Here is a 17,565-nt window from a genome sequence, read left to right as displayed (position 1 = left end):
TTTAACCAATCATGCGTTGCGGCAGCCAGGTCGCGAGCAGCGGGAACAGGATCAGGATCACCAGCCGGATCAGGTCGGTGATCACGAAGGGCAGCACGCCGACAAAGATCGTCGACATGTTGACGTCCTTGATCACGCTCTTGATCACGAACACGTTCATGCCGACCGGCGGATGGATCAGGCCGAGCTCAACCGTCATGACGATGATGATGCCGAACCAGATCGGATCGAAGCCGAGCGCGGTGACGACCGGGAACACGATCGGCACGGTGAGGATCACCATCGCCATCGCGTCCATCAGGCAGCCGAGCACCAAATACATCAGCAGGATCAGCGCCAGCACCCCATAGGGGCCGATGCCGAGACCGGTCAGGAACGCGGTGACGTTTTGCGGTGTCTGGGTGATGGTGAGGAAATAGCCGAAGCAGAGCGCGCCGATCAAAACCGTGAACACGGCCGCCGCCGTGCGCGTCGCCTGCAGCAGCGATTGCAGGATGCCGTCTTTGGTCAGCTTGCCTCTGACGATGCCGATGAGGAAGGCACCGACGGCGCCCACGGCGCCGGCTTCGGTCGGGATGAAGAAGCCGCCATAGAGGCCGCCGATCACGAACAAAAACAGCAGCAGCGGTGACCAGACGTCGCGCAACGCGACCAGACGGTCATGCCACGATGCTTTCGGGCCGGCAGGCAGGAAGCCGGGCCGCACCACGCCGATGATGCCGATCGTGATCATGTGCATGGCGATCGCGAGCAGGCCAGGCACGATCCCGGCGATGAACAGCTTGCCGATGTCCTGCTGGGTGATGATGCCGTAGACCGCGAGCACGGTCGACGGCGGCAGCATTGCCCCCAGCGTGCCGCCGACCGCGATCACGCCGGCGGAGAAGGATTGCGGATAGCCGAAGCGGCGCATCTCGGGATAGGCCACCGCGGAGAATGTCGCGGCGGTCGCAACCGAGGAGCCTGAGATCGCGGCGAAGCCGCCGCAGGCCGCGATCGTCGCGATACCGAGCCCGCCCTTCCAGTGGCCGACGAAGGTGTTGGCGGCGCGGAACAGCTCGCGGCTGATGCCGGACACCGACACGAAGGCGCCCATCAAGAGGAACATCGGGATCACGCCGAACGAATAGTCGGTCACCGTGCGCATGGTGGTCTGGCCGATCAGCTTCAGCGCCGGCGCAAAACCGGTGAGATAGCCGAAGCCGGTGATGCCGACGAGGCCCATCGCCATGCCGACCGGCACGCGCAGCAGCATCAGCCCGAACAGGCTGACAAAGCCGATGACGGCAACAGCTTCGTTGCTCATTGCCGGCTACTCCGCGGTCTTGATCTTGGCGTCATGAATGTCTTCCGGATGGAAGATCAGCCGCCAGGTGCGAATCGCGATCAGCAGCACCGCGGAGACGTCGCCGATCCACGACACCAGGAAGAACGGCCAGACAGGTATGCCGAGATCCATGGTGACGATGTGGCTGTTCCTGGTGTCGATCACCTTGTCGATCAGCGTGTAGGTCTGCACCGTCACCACGAACAGCAGCACCAGCGTCGCGAAGATATCGATCCAGCGCTGATGGCGCGGCGTGGCATTGGCCCAGACCAAATCGACCGTGATGTGGGTGCCGCGATAGCTGGTCGCCGCGATGCCCCAGAAGATCAGGATGCCGAGCAGGAACTGGCCGATATTGTAATAGTCGGGAATTGTCACCGCGAAGAATTTTCGCATGACCACCGCGACGAAGGTGTTGAGCGCGACAATGCCGACGAAGAACGCCGCGATCCATTCGATGGAATCGATGAAGCGGTCCATCACATTCTTGCGCACCGGCCCGGGCGGGCCGGTGATGACGCCGTCTTGAGAAACTTCAGAATTGGCAGTCATGATGCAGAATGACCGTTGTCAGGAACTGTCATTCCGGGGCGCTCGCGACGCGAGCGAACCCGGAATCCAGAGGTTGCGGCGCGAGATTCTCAGATGTGCATAGCACATCATAGTTCGCGCTCGCGCGCGCCCCGGAATGACGGGGTCAAATCCCCGCCTCATACTTCTTCAGCGTGGCCTGCAGATCGGCGTCGATCTTTTCGGCGTCACCGCCGGCTTTCTTCACCGCCGCTTCCCAGCTGTCATGCAGCGGCTTCGTCGCCTTCTTCCACTCGGCCAGCTGGTCTGCGGTCAGCGGATAGACCTCGTGGCCTTCCAGTGCCTTCATCTTGACGCGGCCATTGGCCTCGAAATCGGTCCAGGGGTCGGTGACCTTCGAGGCCCATTCCGGCGTGCAATGGTCGTCGATCACCTTCTTCTGGGCGTCCGACATCGAATTATATTTGTCGAGGTTGATGTTGTAGGTGAACACCGTCGTGTAGAGCGGCACGTCCATGTGGTACTTCACCACCTTGTCGATGCCGAACAGGAAGATCGAGCCCCAGGGAAAGGTGATCTCGTCGGCCGTGCCGCGCTCGATCGCGTCGCGCGATTCCGGCGCCGAGGCCTGGATGTTGACGCCGCCGAACATCTTCACCATTTCGCCGATCGTGCTCTGGGCGGGGCGCACCTTCACGCCGGAGAGGTCGCTCGGCAGCAGGATCTTCTTCTTGCCGTGCAGCGCGCCCGGATCGTGGATGAAGGCGAAGCACAGCTTGGTGTCCTTCATCTCGGTGGGTGCGTATTTGTGGTACCATTCGTTCAGCGCCAGCGTGCCCTTCTTGCCGTCGGAGAAGGTGAACGGAAGCTGGCCCGCGGCCGCGATCGGGAAGCGGCCGGGCTGATAGCCGGGATTGACATAGGTGACGTCGGCGATGCCGTCGCGCGCCATGTCGTAATGGTCGAACGCCTTGCCGAGCTGCTCGGACGGGAACACCGAGACCTTGATGGTGCCGCCCGACGCCTTCTCGATGTCGGCGGCCCAGGCCTGCGTCGCCGGCACCAGCGGATGCGCCGGCGGCACCCACAACGAGACTTTGAGATTGACGGTCTTGTCCTGCGCCAAGGCGGGCGTGACGGCAGGCGTGACGCTGGCCGCCACGAGCAGCGCCAACACTAGTTTCCTCATCGCATCTCCTCCCTCTCCATGACGGCGGGCTTTCCGCCCGGTCTCGTTAATTAACATGTTATCTAATTTGCACGCCCGATCAAGACGGAATCCACTCTTCGGACGCTCGGTCGCACCCGCCAAATCCGGCCGCTGCGACATCTTGCATTGCGGCGAACACATTTCCCCGCGCAAACGCACCTTGCCAAGACTGTTATATGATATAGTTGCCATGGCAAGTTCACGACCGCCGCCCGCGGGCAGCGGGCCCGTGGTCGAGCTTACCGTATCGGGAGGAGCAGGTATTGCGGACAAAAGTAGCAATCATAGGCGCAGGTCCGGCCGGACTGTTGCTTGGGCAACTACTTCATACTTTCGGCGTAGACAACGTCATCGTGGAGCGGCAGACCCCGGACTATGTGCTGGGCCGGATCCGCGCCGGGCTTCTTGAAGAGGGCACGGTGGGCCTGCTCGACAAGGTGGGCGCCGGCAGCCGCCTGCATCAGGAGGGCCTGGTCCATCACGGCGTCGAGCTGGCGTTCGGCGGCGCGCGGCACCGCATCGACATGCATGCCGCAACCGGCAAGACGGTGACGATCTATGGCCAGACCGAGGTCACGCTCGACCTGATGAACGCCCGCAAGGCGGCCGGCCTGACCTCGATCTATTCGGCCAGCGACGTCAAGCCGCATGATTTCGACACCGACCATCCGCGCGTCAGCTACGTCAAGGACGGCGTGACCCACGAGATTACTTGCGATTTCATCGCCGGCTGCGACGGTTTTCACGGCGTCAGCCGCGCCAGCGTGCCGTCACAGGCGATCACGAGCTATGAGCGGGTCTACCCGTTCGGCTGGCTCGGTATTCTTTCGGAGACGCCGCCGGTGTCGCCCGAGCTGATCTACAACAACCACGAACGCGGCTTTGCGCTCTGCACCATGCGCTCGTCCCACCGCAGCCGCTATTACGTGCAGTGCCCGCTCGACGACCATGTCGACCAGTGGCCGGACGAGCGGTTCTGGGACGAACTGAAGCGCCGGCTCGACCAGAAGGCGGCGGACGAACTTGTCACCGGTCCCTCGATCGAGAAGAGCATCGCTCCCTTACGCAGCTTCGTCGCCGAGCCGATGCGGTTCGGCCGGATGTTCCTCGCCGGCGATGCCTCGCACATCGTACCGCCGACCGGCGCCAAGGGCCTCAACCTTGCCGCCAGCGACGTGCACTATCTGTCGCATGCGCTGCGCGAATATTACGACGAGAAATCCTCCGCTGGCCTCGATGGCTATTCAGCCAAGGCGCTGGCGCGGGTCTGGAAGGCGGTGCGGTTCTCGTGGTGGATGACCTCGATGCTGCACAAATTCCCCGACGAAGGCGACTTCGCCGCCCGCATCCAGATCGCCGAGCTGGATTATCTGGTGAGCTCGCAGGCGGCGCAGACCTCGCTGTCGGAAAATTATGTGGGGTTGCCGCTTTAGGGGCCGGTCACTGAAGCCCACCCCGTCATCCTGAGGTGCTCGCCGTCTTCGGCGAGCCTCGAAGGATGCACGGCCACAGACGGGCCCTCGTGCTTCGAGACGCGCGTTCCGCGCTCCTCGGCATGACGGGATCAAGAGCGTACCGGTGTGAGAGCGCGACCGCTTTTCAAACACCCACGCAAATCCCGTTTAAAACTTTGTAGGCGGTGCAGCCGTCAGCGACATCGCGTTCAATGGCGACAAACCAAACGCCAGCACGCGAGCTTCACATGACCGTCGAACCATCAACCGTCGCCGACATCCCTCAAGGCTACGAGCCGCATTTCCGCAAGAGCCCGCTCACCGATCCCTGGGAACCACTTTACTCGAAGAAGACCGACAAAGGCGTCAGCGTCGGCCTGCGGCTGGCGAGGCCCCATACCAACAGCCGCGGCCTGATCCATGGCGGGCTGATCGCAGCGCTCGCCGACGCCGCGATGGGTTACAGCTGCGCGCAGGCGACCGGCTGGACCACCTCGTTCGTGACCATCTCGCTGGCGGTCGATTTCGTCGGCAGCGCCAAGGTCGGGCAATGGCTCGCGGTCGAGGGCGACGTGATCAAGACCGGCAGCACGATCTGCTTCGCACAGTGCATGATCAAGGCCGACGACGTCACGATCGCGCGCTCCAGCGGCACGTTCCGCGTGGTGCCGAAAAAGGAGCCTGTCGGCTAGAGCCCCGTTCCGATGGAATCGGAACGGGGCTCTAGATTCTTGTTTTGACGCGTTTTCTTCACGCGAACCGGGACCCACTTCGCTTGAAAACGCTCTGGGGTTCTCTCGAGCGGATTCGGGCCAGCCGCCCGACACGCGCATCGATATCCACGAGGGCCCGGCCCTGCCTGCGCAGGACGCGCCTTGCTGCGGTCAACAGAAAGCCAAAATCTGCAACATCTCTTAACATGTTCGCCACATCCCGGCGACCTGGCGCGGGTAAGCTCGCCGTATTGCGGTTCGGAGATCAACTGAATGTCTTGGAGACTTTGGCTCAAGCGAAGCGCCGCGGCGTGTTTCGCGCTGATGACCTTGGGCGTGTCATATGCGGCAACAAGTTTCGACAATCTGGAGGGCGGATGGTCCGGATCCGGCTCGATGAAGCCCAAAGATGGAGCCTGGGAAAGGGTCCGCTGCAAGGTCGCGTACAACGTCACGAAGCCGGACAAGGCGATCAGCCTGGATCTCCGATGTGCGAGCGATGCCTACAAGATGTCGTTATCGGCCAACATCGAGCAGAACGGAACGCAGCTCTCGGGTAACTGGTTCGAGCACGAGTACCGGCAGGGCGGCAATATCTCGGGGACCAATTCCGACGGGGTGATCGAGGCGCGAATCGAGGGCGAGACCGTTGCCGCGTTGGTGACGATCAAGACCAAGGGCAACCACCAGTCGTTCGTGATGAACGCGCCGGGCTCGTGGCTCTCGCAGGTCGCCATCGAATTGAACAAGGACGCCAATTGAGCGGCAACTGATCTGCCTTGCGCGCGCAGGCCTTCGGTTGGGAAGATCTAGCCGAAATGCCAGTCGGTGATCTCGGTCACGAGATCGATGAAGGTCCGCACCTTGGCCGACAGCAGCCGCGTCGTCGGATAGACGACGTGGATCGGCACCGCCGGCCGCTCGAACTCCGCAAGCACGATTTGGACCCGCTGCGCTTTAAGTGATTCGGCAGCCTGGTAGGCCATCAACTGGGTCAACCCGCCGTCCTGCTCGGCATACTGGATGGCCGCATCCGAGCTGTTGCTGGTGAAGCGCGGCGAAGGGGCGATGCGGACCTCGCGTCCATCCTCGACGAAACGCCAATCCGGCGCGGCGGTCATGGCGCCGAACTGGATCGTGTCATGGGTCGCGAGGTCCGCCGGCCGCTTCGGCTCGCCGCGGCGCTTGAGATAGCCGGATGACGCCACCACGATCCGGCGCATTTCGCCGACATGACGCGCCACCAGCGTCGAGTCCGGCAGATGCCCGATCCGGACCGCGAGGTCGACGCCGTCCTCGACCAGGTTGATCCTGCGGTCCGATAGCCGCAGATCGACGCCGACATCAGGATAGCGCTTCAGATAGGCCGAGACGACCGGGCTGACATGCAGCCGGCCGAAACCGAACGGGGCCGAGATCACCAGCCGGCCTTCGGGGCGGGTCCGTTCGCTCTCGACCGCATCCTCGGCCTCGGTGACATCGGCGAGGATCCGGCGCGCCCGTTCCAGATAGCGCGAGCCGGCGTCGGTCAGCGTCACCTGCCGGGTGGTCCGCTGCAGCAGCCGCGCGCCGAGCCGCTCCTCCAGCGCCGCGATCAGCCGGGTGACGGCTGATGGCGACAGGCCGAGCTTGCGCGCCGCGGGGGCAAAGCCCTCGAGGTCGGCGACGGCGACAAAGGCCTGCATGGCGTCCAGGCGATCCATGTCACCATTGCATAATCGGCAATAGTGAAGTGTCAATCGACAAGATTGCCTACAATCCGGGAATACCCATCTTAGCGTTCAAGGACGAGCGTTTTGTCGCCCAGGACGGAGGCTCAGATGTCGGATGTAAAAAGCTATCCCAGCGATGTCGGATTTACCCCGGCGGTGAAGCAGATCCAGATCCGCAAGGGGTCGCGTGAGACCTATGCCGAGGTCGAGGCGCAGGGCGGCTGGCGGACGGAGATCGACGAGAATCTGACCGCGTTCCTTACGAACACCAACAGCTTCTATTTCGCGACCGCTAGCGCCGACGGCCAGCCCTACATCCAGCATCGCGGCGGGCCGAAGGGGTTCATCAAGATCCTCGACAAGCAAACGATCGCGTTCGCCGACTACGCCGGCAACCGGCAATTCATCACCCAGGGCAATCTGTCCGAGAATCCGAAGGCCCATATTTTCGTGATGAACTATGCGTACCGCCAACGCATCAAGATCTGGGGCGAGGCGCGCGTGGTGGAGGACGATCCCGCGTTGACGCGGTCGCTGATGCCGCAAGGCTATCGCGCACGCCCCGAGCAGGCGATCGTGTTCAAGGTGACGGCATGGGACATCAACTGCCCGCAGCATATTCCGCAGAAGTTCGACGCGGCCGATGTGTCGACCGCGCTCGCCTCACGCGACCAGCGCATCGCCGAACTCGAAGCCGAGTTGGCCGCATTGAAGGGCCAGCCGGCTGCGGCCGCGACAGCTGATTAGGCCGCCTGTTGCTGCTGCACCCAGGCGAATTCAGGGTAATATTGCAGCATCATCCGGTCGACATAGGCGCTGAGATTGTCGAACGTCTCGGCGCGCTCGCGTAGCGGCGACGAGAAGTACGGCGTCAGGATCCCGGCAAGTGCGCCGAACGCCGTGGCGTCGGTGCCGCAGGGGGTATCGCCCATCAGATAGGGCTTGTCGCCCAGTTGCACCGAGAGCGCGAACAGCGAGCGGATGGCGAGATCGACGTCATCGTCGGGCCCGTGGCGACCGAGGCCGCTCAACAGATAATTCTCGGCGACGCGGAACTGGGCATCCTCGCGCATCTTGTCGCGCATGTGATCGGGAGCGCCATCGAAGAAATGCGCCGGCCCCTTGGCAAAATTGGTGTCGTCGACCCAGCGTGCGCCGACCAGCGCCCAGTAGACGTGATGCTCGATCATGCGCTCGAACGCCCAGGCCTGGGCGCGGGCCTGCAGGCTCAGCGGCGCGTCAAAATCGAAGCCGTATTTGCCCTCGATATGGGCGCGGATGAAGGTCGAATCGGCGATCGTCTCGCCGTCGTCAGAGATAAACGGCAGCTGGCCCTTGGGAGAGGCCGGCGGCATCGCCTTTTCCTTGACGTAGGCAAGCCCGGCCATCTTGAGCTGAACCTCGGTCTTGGTCACGAACGGGCTGATTTCCGGCAGACCGAAGCCCGTGCCAAAGCCAAAAAGCGTAATCATCATGCTGCTCCCGATTGCCTGTTACCGTGGATTGAGGCTAGCGCCCCCCTGCTGCCACCATGGTGTCAGCAGTAGTGGCATTCACGGCCGATCGGGCTTTGGAGCGGGCTTGCGGGTGCGAGGCGGCGGACCGCCTCGCTGATACGTTTCACCACCCGCGCCCGCCCAAACGACCAGGCTGCGGAGACCGATCGTGCCATCAGCGCAATCAGGGCCCAGCGCAGGTCGCCGGAGGTGGAGTAGACCGTAAGCATTTGTTCCAGCGCGAAGCTCTGCGCCTGCCGGAAACCGAGTTCGTCAAGATTGGTCATGGACAAATTCCCTTCACTTGAGGTGTTGTCCTGCTATAGCCCCCACCTGCTGCCAACATGCTGTCAGCAGCAACGCGGCGAGACGCGAAAAAGCGACGACGAGACGGGCCAAAGCAGAGCCAAAGACGGCTCAAGAGATTTGCCAAGAGAATCACCATGCGACGTGCCGACCGGCTGTTTCAGATCATCCAGGTGCTCCGCCGCACCCGCAAACCGCTGACCGCGGATGCGATCGCGGCCGAGCTCGAGACCTCGAAGCGCACGATCTACCGCGACATCGCGACCCTGATCGAGCAGCGGGTGCCGATCCGCGGCGAAGCCGGCATGGGCTATATCCTGGAGAAGGGATTCGACCTGCCGCCCTTGATGCTGACACCCGACGAGATCGAGGCCTGCGTGCTCGGCGCGCAATGGGTGGTCGGCCACGCCGATCCGGCGCTGGCGCGCGCCGCCGAAGACCTGATGGCCAAGATCGCCGATACCGTGCCCGACCGCCTGCGGCCGTTCGTGCTCGAGCCGGCCAGCCGCGCCCGGTCGGCCTGGAACCGGGAGCCTGACAGGATCGACATGGTCAGGACGCGCAGCCATATCCATGAAGGCAAGAAGATCACGCTGAACTACCGCGACGAGCATGGTCGCGATAGCGAGCGCACGATCTGGCCGATCGCGGTCGGCTATCACGAGGCGGTGCGGCTGCTCGCGGCCTGGTGCGAGTTGCGCAAGGATTTCCGCAGCTTCCGCACCGACCGCGTCGTCACCGCGCTCTACCACGACGAGAAATATCCGGAGCGGCGCGACCTGCTCAGGGCGCGCTGGCGGCGCAGCCTGGTCTGGGAAGCGCCCAAGGATACCTGAAGGATACGTGATGGAAGCTGAGAACTTCGGAGCCACCGGCGAGAGCCCCTGCCAGTCCTGCGGGGCCTGCTGCAGCTATTCGGAGAACTGGCCGCGCTTCACGATCGAGGACGACGCCCAGCTCGAGCTGATCCCGGCAAAGTTCGTCAACGCGCGGCTATCCGGCATGCGGTGCGACGGCGACCGCTGTGCGGCGCTGTCAGGCCAGATCGGGGTCAAGACGTGCTGCGATGTCTATGCGGTGCGGCCGGAGGTATGCCGGACCTGCATGCCCGGCGATGCGGAATGCGCAATGGCGCGGCGACGGCACGGGCTGCCGGTCATCTGAAGGCGCGAGGTGACCGGATCAGGCTCCGGCTTGGGCCGTCACAGTGTCGGTAAAATCTTCGTCGTCGAGATCATCATCGACAACAGGCGCAAAGGTCGACAGCGGCTTGGTCGACAATGTGATCGGCTTGCGGTTGCCGTGTGACACCGCGGCGGCGCGTGCCGGTTCGCGCGACAGCGCATAAAGGGTCGAGCCGACCCGTCCGCCGATATTGATCAGATCGCGCTCGTTGCAGCTTGAAGCAATCGCGAGCGCAAGTGAGTGCAAATGACTGCGGCGATAACAGAACAGCGCCAGCATCGCCCTTGCGTCGGGTGAGACGTTGGCGACCAGAAGCGACAGGCCGTTCGGATTGGCGCGATACATCTGGCCGAGCATATCGTCGCCGACCGGGCAGGCATCGTTCTCGTACGCGTCACGGCTTGAAAACATTTGCAAATCCCCCTTCGATTGCGAAGATGCCGCGCAATCCTCTAACGAAAGGTTAACCACGGCCCCCGGTCGTCACCGAGGCCCCTTGCCCGTTGCATACGAATCACATCCGCGCGCCGCGAACGGCGGATTCAAGCCGGCGCGACGTTGGAGAGCTAACCTGGGGAGATCGAGCGGGAACCGCTCAGTTGGCGGCCATGTAGATCGACAGGGCGAAGCCGGTGAGATGGTGCAGCGCCTGGTCGACCCCGATCAGGGTCCAGAACCAGGGATGCCCGGACTCTAGCGTCACGCCGAAGCGCGAGGCGCAGATTCCCTTGCAGCGGTCGATGATGATATGGATGACGAAATCAACGAAGGCGACGTACCAGAAGCGTGGCGCGACGACCAGGATCAGTACCAGTGCGACCGCAAGATGCACCAGGCAATGCGCAAGCAGCGGCATTCCCCAGCCGGTCTTCTGGTCCTTGCCGATCGCCATCCAGGCGCTCTGCAGCATGAAGTCGGCGATGATGTGCTTCGCCGTCAGAAGCAGCATCCATCCGACCAGGGCACCAACCAACACCGACGATGACATCGAGGGAAACAACAAGCTGACGCCCCTTAATGGGATGAAAGTGATCGCAAGAAATCTGGGTCAGACCGTCAGCACAATTTCTCAAACCCGGACAATTCCAAAGCGTGTCGCATTTATGACACCTCCGGCGGCGGAATGCACCTGTGGGTGGAGCGAAAATCACATGATGTGTCCCGGCGGCGATAGTGGCGATCGTCATGTGGCATCGCGGCGCGACCCCGACGGGTTAAGGTTACGGCGGGGTGCCGGTTTGCATTCCGCGCCGGGAGGCATATCATCGACGGCGCGCGAAATTTTCTTTCTTTTATAGTGATTTACCAATTCACCGGGCATGCCGCCGCCAGTTGAGAAGCGGCACGAGTCTTCCCCGGACGGGTGATGAGCCATGAGCGCCGAAGCCCCCACGCCTATGCCGGCCCTGCCGCCGCCTCGCGCCAGGGTTGTCAAGAGCAATCGTGCGCAGATCATCATCTTCTCGATCCTGACGCTGATCCTGAGCGCCGCCACCGTGTGGGGCGGCCGGGTCTGGCTGCGCAATTCGGAGACGCTGGTGTTCGCGGTCGGCGATGCCAATGGCCCCGAGGCCAGGTTCGCCGCCAAGCTCAAGGCCGTGCTGAAGGCCAATTCGTCGCGATTGCGGCTCAAGATCGTGCCCAATCCCGATAATGCCAAGGCGCTGGCGCAGTTCGACCGGCGCGACGCCGGTCTTGCGATCCTGCGTACCGACGCCAAAGTGCCGCCGCGCGCCCGCACGATCGCGATCCTCGAGCATGACGTGGTGCTGGTGCTCAGCCCCGGCGGCAAGAAGATCAAGTCGCTGTCCGACCTCAAGAAGAAGAAGATTGCGGTGGTCGGCTACAGCGAGAACAGCGTCAACTTCGTCCGCAGCGCGCTCGAGATTTCCGACAGTCCCGATGCGGCACAGCGGGTGCAGCAGGCACCGCCGAACACCCCGTTCGACAAACTGTTCGCGTCGGGTTTCTCCGCGGTCGTTGCCATCGAGCACACCTCGACGATCATGAAGGACAAGACCTACGAACAGTTCGCCAAGCATGGCGGCGGCTTCACGTTGAACGCGATCGATTCGGCCAAGGCGCTCGCCCGCAAATTTCCGGCGATCTCCGAGGAGACGGTCTCGACCGGCATGCTGTCGTCCTCGCCGGCGATTCCCGACGACGATGTCGACACCATCGGCCTGGAATGGCTTCTGGTCGCGCAGTCGCAGGTGTCGACGTCCACGGCGTCCGAGCTCGCGCGCGTCGTTTACGAGAACAAGGCCGAGCTCGCGCTCGACGACGGCTTCGCCTCCAAGATCGAGCCGGCGGCGACCGACAAGGACGCCTTCATCATCGCCCATCCCGGCGCCGCCCAATACATCAACGACGACACCAAGTCGTTCATGGATCGCTACAGCGACATGATGTATCTCGGCGCCGGCGCGCTCAGCGTCATCGGTTCGATCTTCGCCGCGATCTACACCAAGATCACCCGCGTCGCGCCGGAAAAGGCCAGCGAGCTGGCGATCCGGATCCTCGACGTCGGCGAGCGGATGGAGCACGCCATGTGCATCGACCATCTCGACGAGCTGCAGGACGAACTCGAGACGATCCTGCGCCACGCGGTGATCGGCTTGCGGGACGGCACCATCAGCAGTGACGGGCTCGACACCTTCAAGCTCGGCTACGAGCTGGTCCGCGACGAGATCGCGCTGCGCCGCGATCATCTCAAGCGCCACCCGCAGCAGCTGGAGGACAATGTGGTGGTGGTGAAGGCCGCGAGCGGGTGACCGACGGTCGCGCGGCATATGCCACCGTCGTCCCTGCGAAAGCAGGGACCCGTAACCACAGGGCTTTGTTGTCGTAGGGATCGCGGCCCCAGCGTCGTAAAGCAATTCGCATTGGTGGTTATGGGTCCCGGGTCAAGCCCGGGACGACAGTGAGTTTATTGAACGGCCTAGGAGTCATATACATCAGCATTCATCGCGGCGCGATGAGCATGCCGCGTCCGCGCGCTTAACGAGGCGCGACCACTTCACCGTCTTCTTTCACGAACCGCCCGATCGGATTGTCCAGTAAGTCGATGACGGCCTCCGAGGGCCGGCACAGACGTACGCCCTTCGGCGTAACCACGATGGGACGGTTGATGAGAATGGGATGCGCCATCATGGTATCGAGCAGCTCTTCGTCAGTCCGCTTCGGATCGGCGAGACCCAGCTCCGCATAAGGGGTGCCCTTCTGGCGCAGCAGGTCGCGCACCGGAATTGCCATCGAGGCGATCAACTCCTTTAATGTGTCACGCGACGGAGGCGTCTTGAGATATTCGATGACGGTGGGCTCGACACCACTCTGCCGGATCATCGCAAGCGTATTCCGCGACGTCCCGCAGCCAGGATTATGATAGATCGTGACGCTCATGAATGTGTCTCCGCGATAGCGACCGGGCCGCGCACCTCATGACGGCCCAGCAGCCAGTTCATCAACAGCATGCCGGCGAACGCTCCACAGAGTTCTGCGACGATGAAACCGGGCAAGTCGGCGGGCCGGATGCCCGAAAACGTGTTCGTCAGCGACCGCGCGATCGCGACGGCCGGGTTGGCGAAAGAGGTCGATGCTGTGAACCAATATGCTGCGGTGATGTAGAGGCCCACCAGCCAGGGAACGGCCGCACGCTGGAAGCGAATGCCGGCGAGTATGGTGACGACCAGACCGAACGCGGCTACCGCCTCCGCGAACCACTGGGCTCCGCCGGTCCGCACCTTCATCGAGAGATCGATCAAGGGATGCGCGAACATCAGATGGGCCACCAGGGTGCCGATGGCGCCGCCACCGATTTGCGCGATCACGTAGAACGCGGCTTCGTTCACGGGGAGCTCGCGCTTGCCGGTGAAGACCAGCGTCACCGCAGGATTGAAATGCGCGCCTGAAATCGGCCCCAGCACCGTGATCAGGACGACGAGGATCGCGCCCGTCGGCAGCGTGTTGCAAAGCAGCGCGAGCGCGACGTCCTTGGTCAACGTCTCGGCCATGATGCCGGAGCCGACCACGGTGGCGACAAGGATGCCGGTCCCGAGAGCTTCCGCCGCCAGACGCCGGGAAAGGTCGAACGCGTCCAAGTGATCAGGCACGGCTTCGCTCCTTTCGCCTCGGCGCGCAGCAAGACTGCAGGATCTCGACAACCGGGGCGCAAATCTCCGGCTTCCCGCCGCAGCAGTCCCGCAACAGGAAAACCACGACATCACGAAATTCCTCGAGATTGGCCCGATAGAGGATCGAGCGGCTATGCCGCTCCGAGGTCACCAGCCGCGCACGGGTCACGATGGACAGATGCGCCGAAAGCGTGTTCTGCGGGACTTCCAACAGCCGGGCCAGGTCGCCGGCAGCAAGGCCATTGGGCTCATGTCTGACCAGCGCCCGGAAAGCCTCCAGACGGGTCGATTGGGAAAGGGCGGCGAGAGCCAGCAGGGCAGCTTCTATTTCCATATATCCCGAAGTATAGATATATTGATGCCTGTCAATCCGGATTCGCAATGAAGCGCCCTTTCATATTTCGAATATTCTAGAAATACGGTTGACATCGGTCGGAGAGCGGTTCAACCTCGTCTTCATGAAAATCGATGACGCGGCAGCCCGCCTCGAAGCACTGGGCAATCCAACGCGCCTGAAAATCTACCGGACGCTCGTGCGTGCCGGCCGCGCCGGCATGCCCGTCGGCCGCTTGCAGGAACGGCTGAAGATTCCAGCGTCGACCCTGTCGCATCACGTCAAGGGACTCGTCGCCGTCGGGCTGATCTCGCAGGTCCGCGAGGGTACGACGCTGGTCTGTCACGCAGAATACGACACGATGCAAGGCTTGGTGGACTTTCTGGTTGCGGAGTGCTGCGTCGACGAAAAGGAATGCACGCCAACCCAGACGGCAGCCTGATTTTCTGCCGTTTATTTCGAATGTTCTAGAAGAATGGGAAGTGAGCCAATGAGCACATCGAAAAAGGTCGCCATCATCGGTGCCGGGCCGGTCGGCCTCGCCGCAGCAGCCCATGTCCTGGAGCGCGGCATGACGCCGATCGTGCTGGAAGCGGGGCCGGAGGCCGGTCACTCCATGCGGCAATGGCAGCACGTGCAATTGTTCTCGCCATGGGAATACAACGTCGACAAGGCCGCCGCCCGCCTGCTCGCGCCGACGGGGTGGAATTCTCCCGACCCGCAAGTCTATCCGACTGGAGCCGAACTGCTCGAGCGTTACATCGAACCTCTCGCGACCAAGACTGCACTGCGCGACGTCATCCGCACATCGAGCCGCGTCACCGCCATCGGGCGTGCGGGCTTCGACAAAGCGAAGACCAAGGGCCGCGAGGCGGCGCCTTTCGAGATTCGTTACCAGAACGGCAAGGGCCCCGAGACGCTGCGGGCCGACGCGGTGATCGATACTTCCGGAACGTGGGCCTCGCCGAATCCCGCCGGCGCCAATGGTCTGACCGCGATCGGCGAGCGCGAGGCCGCGGCGCAGATGTCGTATGGCATGCCCGACGTCCTCGGGAGGGACCGCGCCCGCTTCGCCGGCAAAACCGTGGCTGTCCTAGGCGCTGGCCACTCGGCGATCGGCACGCTGACGGACCTGACCACATTGGCACAGCAGGCGGATGGCACGCAGCCGATCTGGCTGCTGCGTGGAACGGATCCCGCCAAGGCTTTCGGCGGCGGCGCCAACGACAAGCTGGCAGCCCGCGGCGAACTCGGGGCTCACTTCGCTTCCCTCGTCGCATCCGGCAAGGTCCGGGTTGAAGCCGGCTTTCCGGTCGCCGCCATCTCGCAGGCGGATGGCCGGCTGCGGATCGCGACGTCGTCCGCCTGCTGTGGACGCAGCATCGTCGTCGATGAGCTGGTGGTCGCGACCGGCTTCCGCCCGGACCTCTCGTTCCTAGGCGAAATCCGGCTTCGGCTCGATCCGGCAATCGAGGCGCCCGTCGCGCTTGCGCCGCTGATCGATCCGAACGAGCACTCCTGCGGAACCGTGCGTCCGCACGGCGCGCGCGAACTGGTGCAGGACGATCCGGGTTTCTACCTTGCCGGCATCAAATCGTACGGCCGTGCGCCGACCTTCCTCATGATCACCGGCTACGAACAGGTGCGCTCGATCGCCGCCGACATCGCCGGCGACAGGGAAGCAGCCGAGCGCGTGGAGCTCGAACTTCCGGAAACGGGCGTCTGTACGCGCGGTGGCGTAGAGGGCGGAGCGTCATCCGGCTGTTGCGGCGGGCCGGCCCCTGCCAGCGTCGAGGCCTGCTGCGCCGACGATGCGTCGGCCAAGTCGGCCGGCAAGTCTGGCTGCGGTTGCGCCTGATGGATCGGGGACGGCTTGTCGTCGTCGCCGCGCTGGGCAGTTCACAGACGCTGGCTTGGGGATCGAGCTACTATCTGCCGGCGATCCTGGCCGATCCGATCGCGCATGACCTCGGAATTTCCAGCAACTGGTTCTTCGCGGCCTTCTCCGTGTCGCTTGTGATCTCCGGTCTGCTCGGTCCCCGAGTAGGCCGTGAGATCGATCGCGTCGGCGGCCGGCAGGTTCTCTGCGCCTCGAATCTGATTCTGGCGGCGGGTCTGGCGCTGCTCGGTGCATCGGCCTCGGTGTGGACGATGTCGGCAGCGTGGTTGCTGCTCGGCATCGGCATGGGCCTCGGCCTCTACGATGCGGCGTTCGGTGCCCTGGGCCGCATTTACGGCAGCGACGCACGCGCATCGATCACCGGCATCACCTTGATCGCAGGCTTCGCCAGCACCGTCGGGTGGCCGTTGAGTTCGCTCGGGCTCGAGACGATCGGCTGGCGGGAGACTTGCTACGCCTGGGCGGTAGCGCACATCGTGATCGGCCTGCCGCTCAATCTGTTGCTGCCGAAGACGGTACGGACGACCTCAGCCAAGGGGCCGGTCGTGAAGCCCCACATTCCGTTTGACCGGACCATGGTGCTGCTCGCGTTCGCATTCGCCGCCGCCTGGACGGTGACGTCGGCGATGGCGGCGCATCTCCCGCGCATCGTCGAGACATTTGGGGCGACGCCTGCTCAGGCGGTGTTCGCCGGCATGATGATCGGTCCCGCCCAGGTCGCCGCCCGCGTGCTCGAGGCGAGCTTGCTGAGCCGCTTCCATCCACTGCTCTCGACGCGGCTTGCCTGCCTGACGCACCCGCTCGGTGCATGCGTGATCGGTGTCGTCGGCGGCGGCGCCGCTGCAGCGTTTGCGCTGCTGCATGGCGCGGGTAACGGCATTCTGACGATCGCGCGCGGCACGTTGCCGCTCGCACTCTTTGGGCCCGAGAACTACGCCTACAGGCTGGGCTTGATCGGGGCGCCGTCCCGGATCTGTCAGGCAGCTGCGCCATTGGCCTTCGGGCTGCTGATCGAGCCGATGGGCCGGATGGTGGTCGTTGTGTCGGCGGGCCTCAGTCTGGCTGCACTGATCGCGTTGGCCATGTTGCCGCGAGCACGTACGCAGCACGTATCTGAATCCGTACTTGCGGAGTGATGCAGCGGGCGGCACTGAATGTGTGGTGCGGCTAGAGCATGATCCGGAAAAGTGTGTAGCGGTTTTCCGAAAAGATCATGCTCAAAACAAAGAGATAGAGCGGGATGACGATTCGAAGAAGAGTCATC

The 17,565-nt window shown here is 63.4% G+C and carries 21 protein-coding genes; 10 read left to right on the top strand and 11 right to left on the bottom strand.

The features are described from left to right. Position 1 precedes the first annotated feature (1 nt). The 3 genes from UP09_RS34345 to UP09_RS34335 form a co-directional block, all read right to left on the bottom strand. Entirely contained in the window at positions 2-1,306 is a 1,305-nt protein-coding gene (locus UP09_RS34345; RefSeq protein ID WP_044542846.1) for a TRAP transporter large permease, read from the bottom strand. A gap of 6 nt (positions 1,307-1,312) precedes the next feature. Then, entirely contained in the window at positions 1,313-1,822 is a 510-nt protein-coding gene (locus UP09_RS34340; protein WP_044543174.1) for a TRAP transporter small permease, read from the bottom strand. 202 nt (positions 1,823-2,024) lie between these two features. Then, the gene (locus UP09_RS34335; RefSeq protein ID WP_044542845.1) at positions 2,025-3,047 is read right to left on the bottom strand and encodes a TRAP transporter substrate-binding protein; all 1,023 of its coding nucleotides are present in this window, start codon (positions 3,045-3,047) and stop codon (positions 2,025-2,027) included. 284 nt (positions 3,048-3,331) lie between these two features. On the opposite strand from UP09_RS34335, the gene pobA reads away from it, so the two are divergent. The 3 genes from pobA to UP09_RS34320 all read left to right on the top strand — a co-directional run bounded on the left by pobA (position 3,332) and on the right by UP09_RS34320 (position 5,997). Continuing rightward, the gene (gene pobA / locus UP09_RS34330) at positions 3,332-4,501 is read left to right on the top strand and encodes a 4-hydroxybenzoate 3-monooxygenase (protein ID WP_044542844.1); all 1,170 of its coding nucleotides are present in this window, start codon (positions 3,332-3,334) and stop codon (positions 4,499-4,501) included. 269 nt (positions 4,502-4,770) lie between these two features. Next, positions 4,771-5,214 carry a PaaI family thioesterase gene (locus tag UP09_RS34325; protein ID WP_044542843.1) on the top strand — a complete coding sequence of 148 codons (444 nt, stop codon included), beginning with the start codon at positions 4,771-4,773 and terminating at the stop codon, positions 5,212-5,214. Between the two features lie 417 nt (positions 5,215-5,631). Continuing rightward, positions 5,632-5,997, top strand: coding sequence for a hypothetical protein (locus tag UP09_RS34320; RefSeq protein ID WP_245302368.1), 366 nt, complete (start codon positions 5,632-5,634; stop codon positions 5,995-5,997). A gap of 47 nt (positions 5,998-6,044) precedes the next feature. On the opposite strand, the gene UP09_RS34315 is transcribed toward UP09_RS34320, so the two are convergent. Continuing rightward, positions 6,045-6,938, bottom strand: a complete 894-nt coding sequence (locus UP09_RS34315; protein ID WP_044542841.1) for a LysR family transcriptional regulator — start codon at positions 6,936-6,938, stop codon at positions 6,045-6,047. A 117-nt stretch (positions 6,939-7,055) separates the two neighbouring features. Here UP09_RS34315 and UP09_RS34310 point away from each other — a divergent pair, with 117 nt between their 5' ends. Further along, positions 7,056-7,694: a pyridoxamine 5'-phosphate oxidase family protein gene (locus tag UP09_RS34310; RefSeq protein ID WP_044542840.1), complete on the top strand. Its 639-nt coding sequence runs from the start codon at positions 7,056-7,058 to the stop codon at positions 7,692-7,694. Here UP09_RS34310 and UP09_RS34305 read toward each other — a convergent pair. Both UP09_RS34305 and UP09_RS34300 read right to left on the bottom strand, forming a co-directional pair. Then, positions 7,691-8,419 (bottom strand): glutathione S-transferase family protein, encoded by a 729-nt coding sequence (locus tag UP09_RS34305; protein WP_044543173.1) that lies wholly within the window; start codon positions 8,417-8,419, stop codon positions 7,691-7,693. The two genes, UP09_RS34310 and UP09_RS34305, sit on opposite strands and share 4 nt — an antisense overlap. Before the next feature lie 65 nt (positions 8,420-8,484). Continuing rightward, entirely contained in the window at positions 8,485-8,730 is a 246-nt protein-coding gene (locus UP09_RS34300; RefSeq protein WP_044542839.1) for a hypothetical protein, read from the bottom strand. Between the two features lie 156 nt (positions 8,731-8,886). On the opposite strand from UP09_RS34300, the gene UP09_RS34295 reads away from it, so the two are divergent. Both UP09_RS34295 and UP09_RS34290 read left to right on the top strand, forming a co-directional pair. Beyond that, positions 8,887-9,585: a helix-turn-helix transcriptional regulator gene (locus tag UP09_RS34295; protein ID WP_044542838.1), complete on the top strand. Its 699-nt coding sequence runs from the start codon at positions 8,887-8,889 to the stop codon at positions 9,583-9,585. Positions 9,586-9,595: 10 nt separating this feature from the next. Next, positions 9,596-9,913 carry a YkgJ family cysteine cluster protein gene (locus tag UP09_RS34290; RefSeq protein WP_044542837.1) on the top strand — a complete coding sequence of 106 codons (318 nt, stop codon included), beginning with the start codon at positions 9,596-9,598 and terminating at the stop codon, positions 9,911-9,913. An 18-nt stretch (positions 9,914-9,931) separates the two neighbouring features. Here UP09_RS34290 and UP09_RS34285 read toward each other — a convergent pair whose 3' ends face one another. Both UP09_RS34285 and UP09_RS34280 read right to left on the bottom strand, forming a co-directional pair. Then, on the bottom strand, positions 9,932-10,345 hold the full coding sequence (locus UP09_RS34285) for a hypothetical protein (protein ID WP_044542836.1): 414 nt from the start codon (positions 10,343-10,345) through the stop codon (positions 9,932-9,934). 184 nt (positions 10,346-10,529) lie between these two features. Beyond that, positions 10,530-10,883: a DUF3307 domain-containing protein gene (locus UP09_RS34280; protein WP_197082802.1), complete on the bottom strand. Its 354-nt coding sequence runs from the start codon at positions 10,881-10,883 to the stop codon at positions 10,530-10,532. A gap of 424 nt (positions 10,884-11,307) precedes the next feature. Between UP09_RS34280 and UP09_RS34275 the strand changes: the two genes are divergently transcribed. Beyond that, positions 11,308-12,708: a TAXI family TRAP transporter solute-binding subunit gene (locus tag UP09_RS34275; RefSeq protein WP_044542834.1), complete on the top strand. Its 1,401-nt coding sequence runs from the start codon at positions 11,308-11,310 to the stop codon at positions 12,706-12,708. Positions 12,709-12,934: 226 nt separating this feature from the next. Here the strand turns inward: UP09_RS34275 and arsC are convergent, their stop codons facing one another. Genes arsC through UP09_RS34260 form a run of 3 tightly spaced genes read right to left on the bottom strand, consistent with a single transcriptional unit; the run spans position 12,935 to position 14,401 of the window. Continuing rightward, on the bottom strand, positions 12,935-13,336 hold the full coding sequence (arsC, locus tag UP09_RS34270) for an arsenate reductase (glutaredoxin) (RefSeq protein WP_044542833.1): 402 nt from the start codon (positions 13,334-13,336) through the stop codon (positions 12,935-12,937). Then, on the bottom strand, positions 13,333-14,034 hold the full coding sequence (locus UP09_RS34265) for an aquaporin (protein WP_044542832.1): 702 nt from the start codon (positions 14,032-14,034) through the stop codon (positions 13,333-13,335). Before UP09_RS34265 ends, arsC begins: the two co-directional genes overlap by 4 nt. Positions 14,035-14,038: 4 nt before the next feature. Next, a complete protein-coding gene (locus tag UP09_RS34260; protein ID WP_044542831.1) occupies positions 14,039-14,401 on the bottom strand; it encodes an ArsR/SmtB family transcription factor in 363 nt (120 codons plus the stop codon). Between the two features lie 124 nt (positions 14,402-14,525). Here UP09_RS34260 and UP09_RS34255 point away from each other — a divergent pair, with 124 nt between their 5' ends. The 3 genes from UP09_RS34255 to UP09_RS34245 are packed head-to-tail and all read left to right on the top strand — an operon-like array spanning position 14,526 to position 17,437. Continuing rightward, positions 14,526-14,843, top strand: a complete 318-nt coding sequence (locus tag UP09_RS34255; RefSeq protein WP_044543172.1) for an ArsR/SmtB family transcription factor — start codon at positions 14,526-14,528, stop codon at positions 14,841-14,843. 48 nt (positions 14,844-14,891) lie between these two features. Further along, positions 14,892-16,259, top strand: a complete 1,368-nt coding sequence (locus UP09_RS34250; RefSeq protein ID WP_044542830.1) for an NAD(P)-binding domain-containing protein — start codon at positions 14,892-14,894, stop codon at positions 16,257-16,259. Next, a complete protein-coding gene (locus tag UP09_RS34245) occupies positions 16,259-17,437 on the top strand; it encodes an MFS transporter (RefSeq protein WP_044542829.1) in 1,179 nt (392 codons plus the stop codon). The genes UP09_RS34250 and UP09_RS34245 overlap by 1 nt, the downstream gene beginning before the upstream one ends. Positions 17,438-17,565 lie beyond the last annotated feature (128 nt).

It is taken from the genome of Bradyrhizobium sp. LTSP885 (assembly GCF_000938305.1).
Classification (GTDB): Bacteria; Pseudomonadota; Alphaproteobacteria; order Rhizobiales; family Xanthobacteraceae; genus Bradyrhizobium.
This window is presented reverse-complemented; position numbering and strand designations above follow the sequence as displayed.

Bases quoted from the DNA above. Each gene is read 5' to 3' on its own strand.
- UP09_RS34335 (WP_044542845.1), bottom strand. From the start codon at position 3,047: ATGAGGAAACTAGTGTTGGCGCTGCTCGTGGCGGCCAGCGTCACGCCT.
- UP09_RS34325 (WP_044542843.1), top strand. From the start codon at position 4,771: ATGACCGTCGAACCATCAACCGTCGCCGACATCCCTCAAGGCTACGAG.
- UP09_RS34295 (WP_044542838.1), top strand. From the start codon at position 8,887: ATGCGACGTGCCGACCGGCTGTTTCAGATCATCCAGGTGCTCCGCCGC.
- UP09_RS34260 (WP_044542831.1), bottom strand. From the start codon at position 14,401: ATGGAAATAGAAGCTGCCCTGCTGGCTCTCGCCGCCCTTTCCCAATCG.
- UP09_RS34320 (WP_245302368.1), top strand. From the start codon at position 5,632: ATGAAGCCCAAAGATGGAGCCTGGGAAAGGGTCCGCTGCAAGGTCGCG.
- UP09_RS34245 (WP_044542829.1), top strand. From the start codon at position 16,259: ATGGATCGGGGACGGCTTGTCGTCGTCGCCGCGCTGGGCAGTTCACAG.
- UP09_RS34345 (WP_044542846.1), bottom strand. From the start codon at position 1,306: ATGAGCAACGAAGCTGTTGCCGTCATCGGCTTTGTCAGCCTGTTCGGG.
- UP09_RS34280 (WP_197082802.1), bottom strand. From the start codon at position 10,883: ATGCTGCTTCTGACGGCGAAGCACATCATCGCCGACTTCATGCTGCAG.
- UP09_RS34290 (WP_044542837.1), top strand. From the start codon at position 9,596: ATGGAAGCTGAGAACTTCGGAGCCACCGGCGAGAGCCCCTGCCAGTCC.
- UP09_RS34310 (WP_044542840.1), top strand. From the start codon at position 7,056: ATGTCGGATGTAAAAAGCTATCCCAGCGATGTCGGATTTACCCCGGCG.
- UP09_RS34255 (WP_044543172.1), top strand. From the start codon at position 14,526: ATGAAAATCGATGACGCGGCAGCCCGCCTCGAAGCACTGGGCAATCCA.
- UP09_RS34250 (WP_044542830.1), top strand. From the start codon at position 14,892: ATGAGCACATCGAAAAAGGTCGCCATCATCGGTGCCGGGCCGGTCGGC.
- UP09_RS34300 (WP_044542839.1), bottom strand. From the start codon at position 8,730: ATGACCAATCTTGACGAACTCGGTTTCCGGCAGGCGCAGAGCTTCGCG.
- arsC (WP_044542833.1), bottom strand. From the start codon at position 13,336: ATGAGCGTCACGATCTATCATAATCCTGGCTGCGGGACGTCGCGGAAT.
- UP09_RS34275 (WP_044542834.1), top strand. From the start codon at position 11,308: ATGAGCGCCGAAGCCCCCACGCCTATGCCGGCCCTGCCGCCGCCTCGC.
- UP09_RS34305 (WP_044543173.1), bottom strand. From the start codon at position 8,419: ATGATTACGCTTTTTGGCTTTGGCACGGGCTTCGGTCTGCCGGAAATC.
- UP09_RS34315 (WP_044542841.1), bottom strand. From the start codon at position 6,938: ATGGATCGCCTGGACGCCATGCAGGCCTTTGTCGCCGTCGCCGACCTC.
- UP09_RS34285 (WP_044542836.1), bottom strand. From the start codon at position 10,345: ATGTTTTCAAGCCGTGACGCGTACGAGAACGATGCCTGCCCGGTCGGC.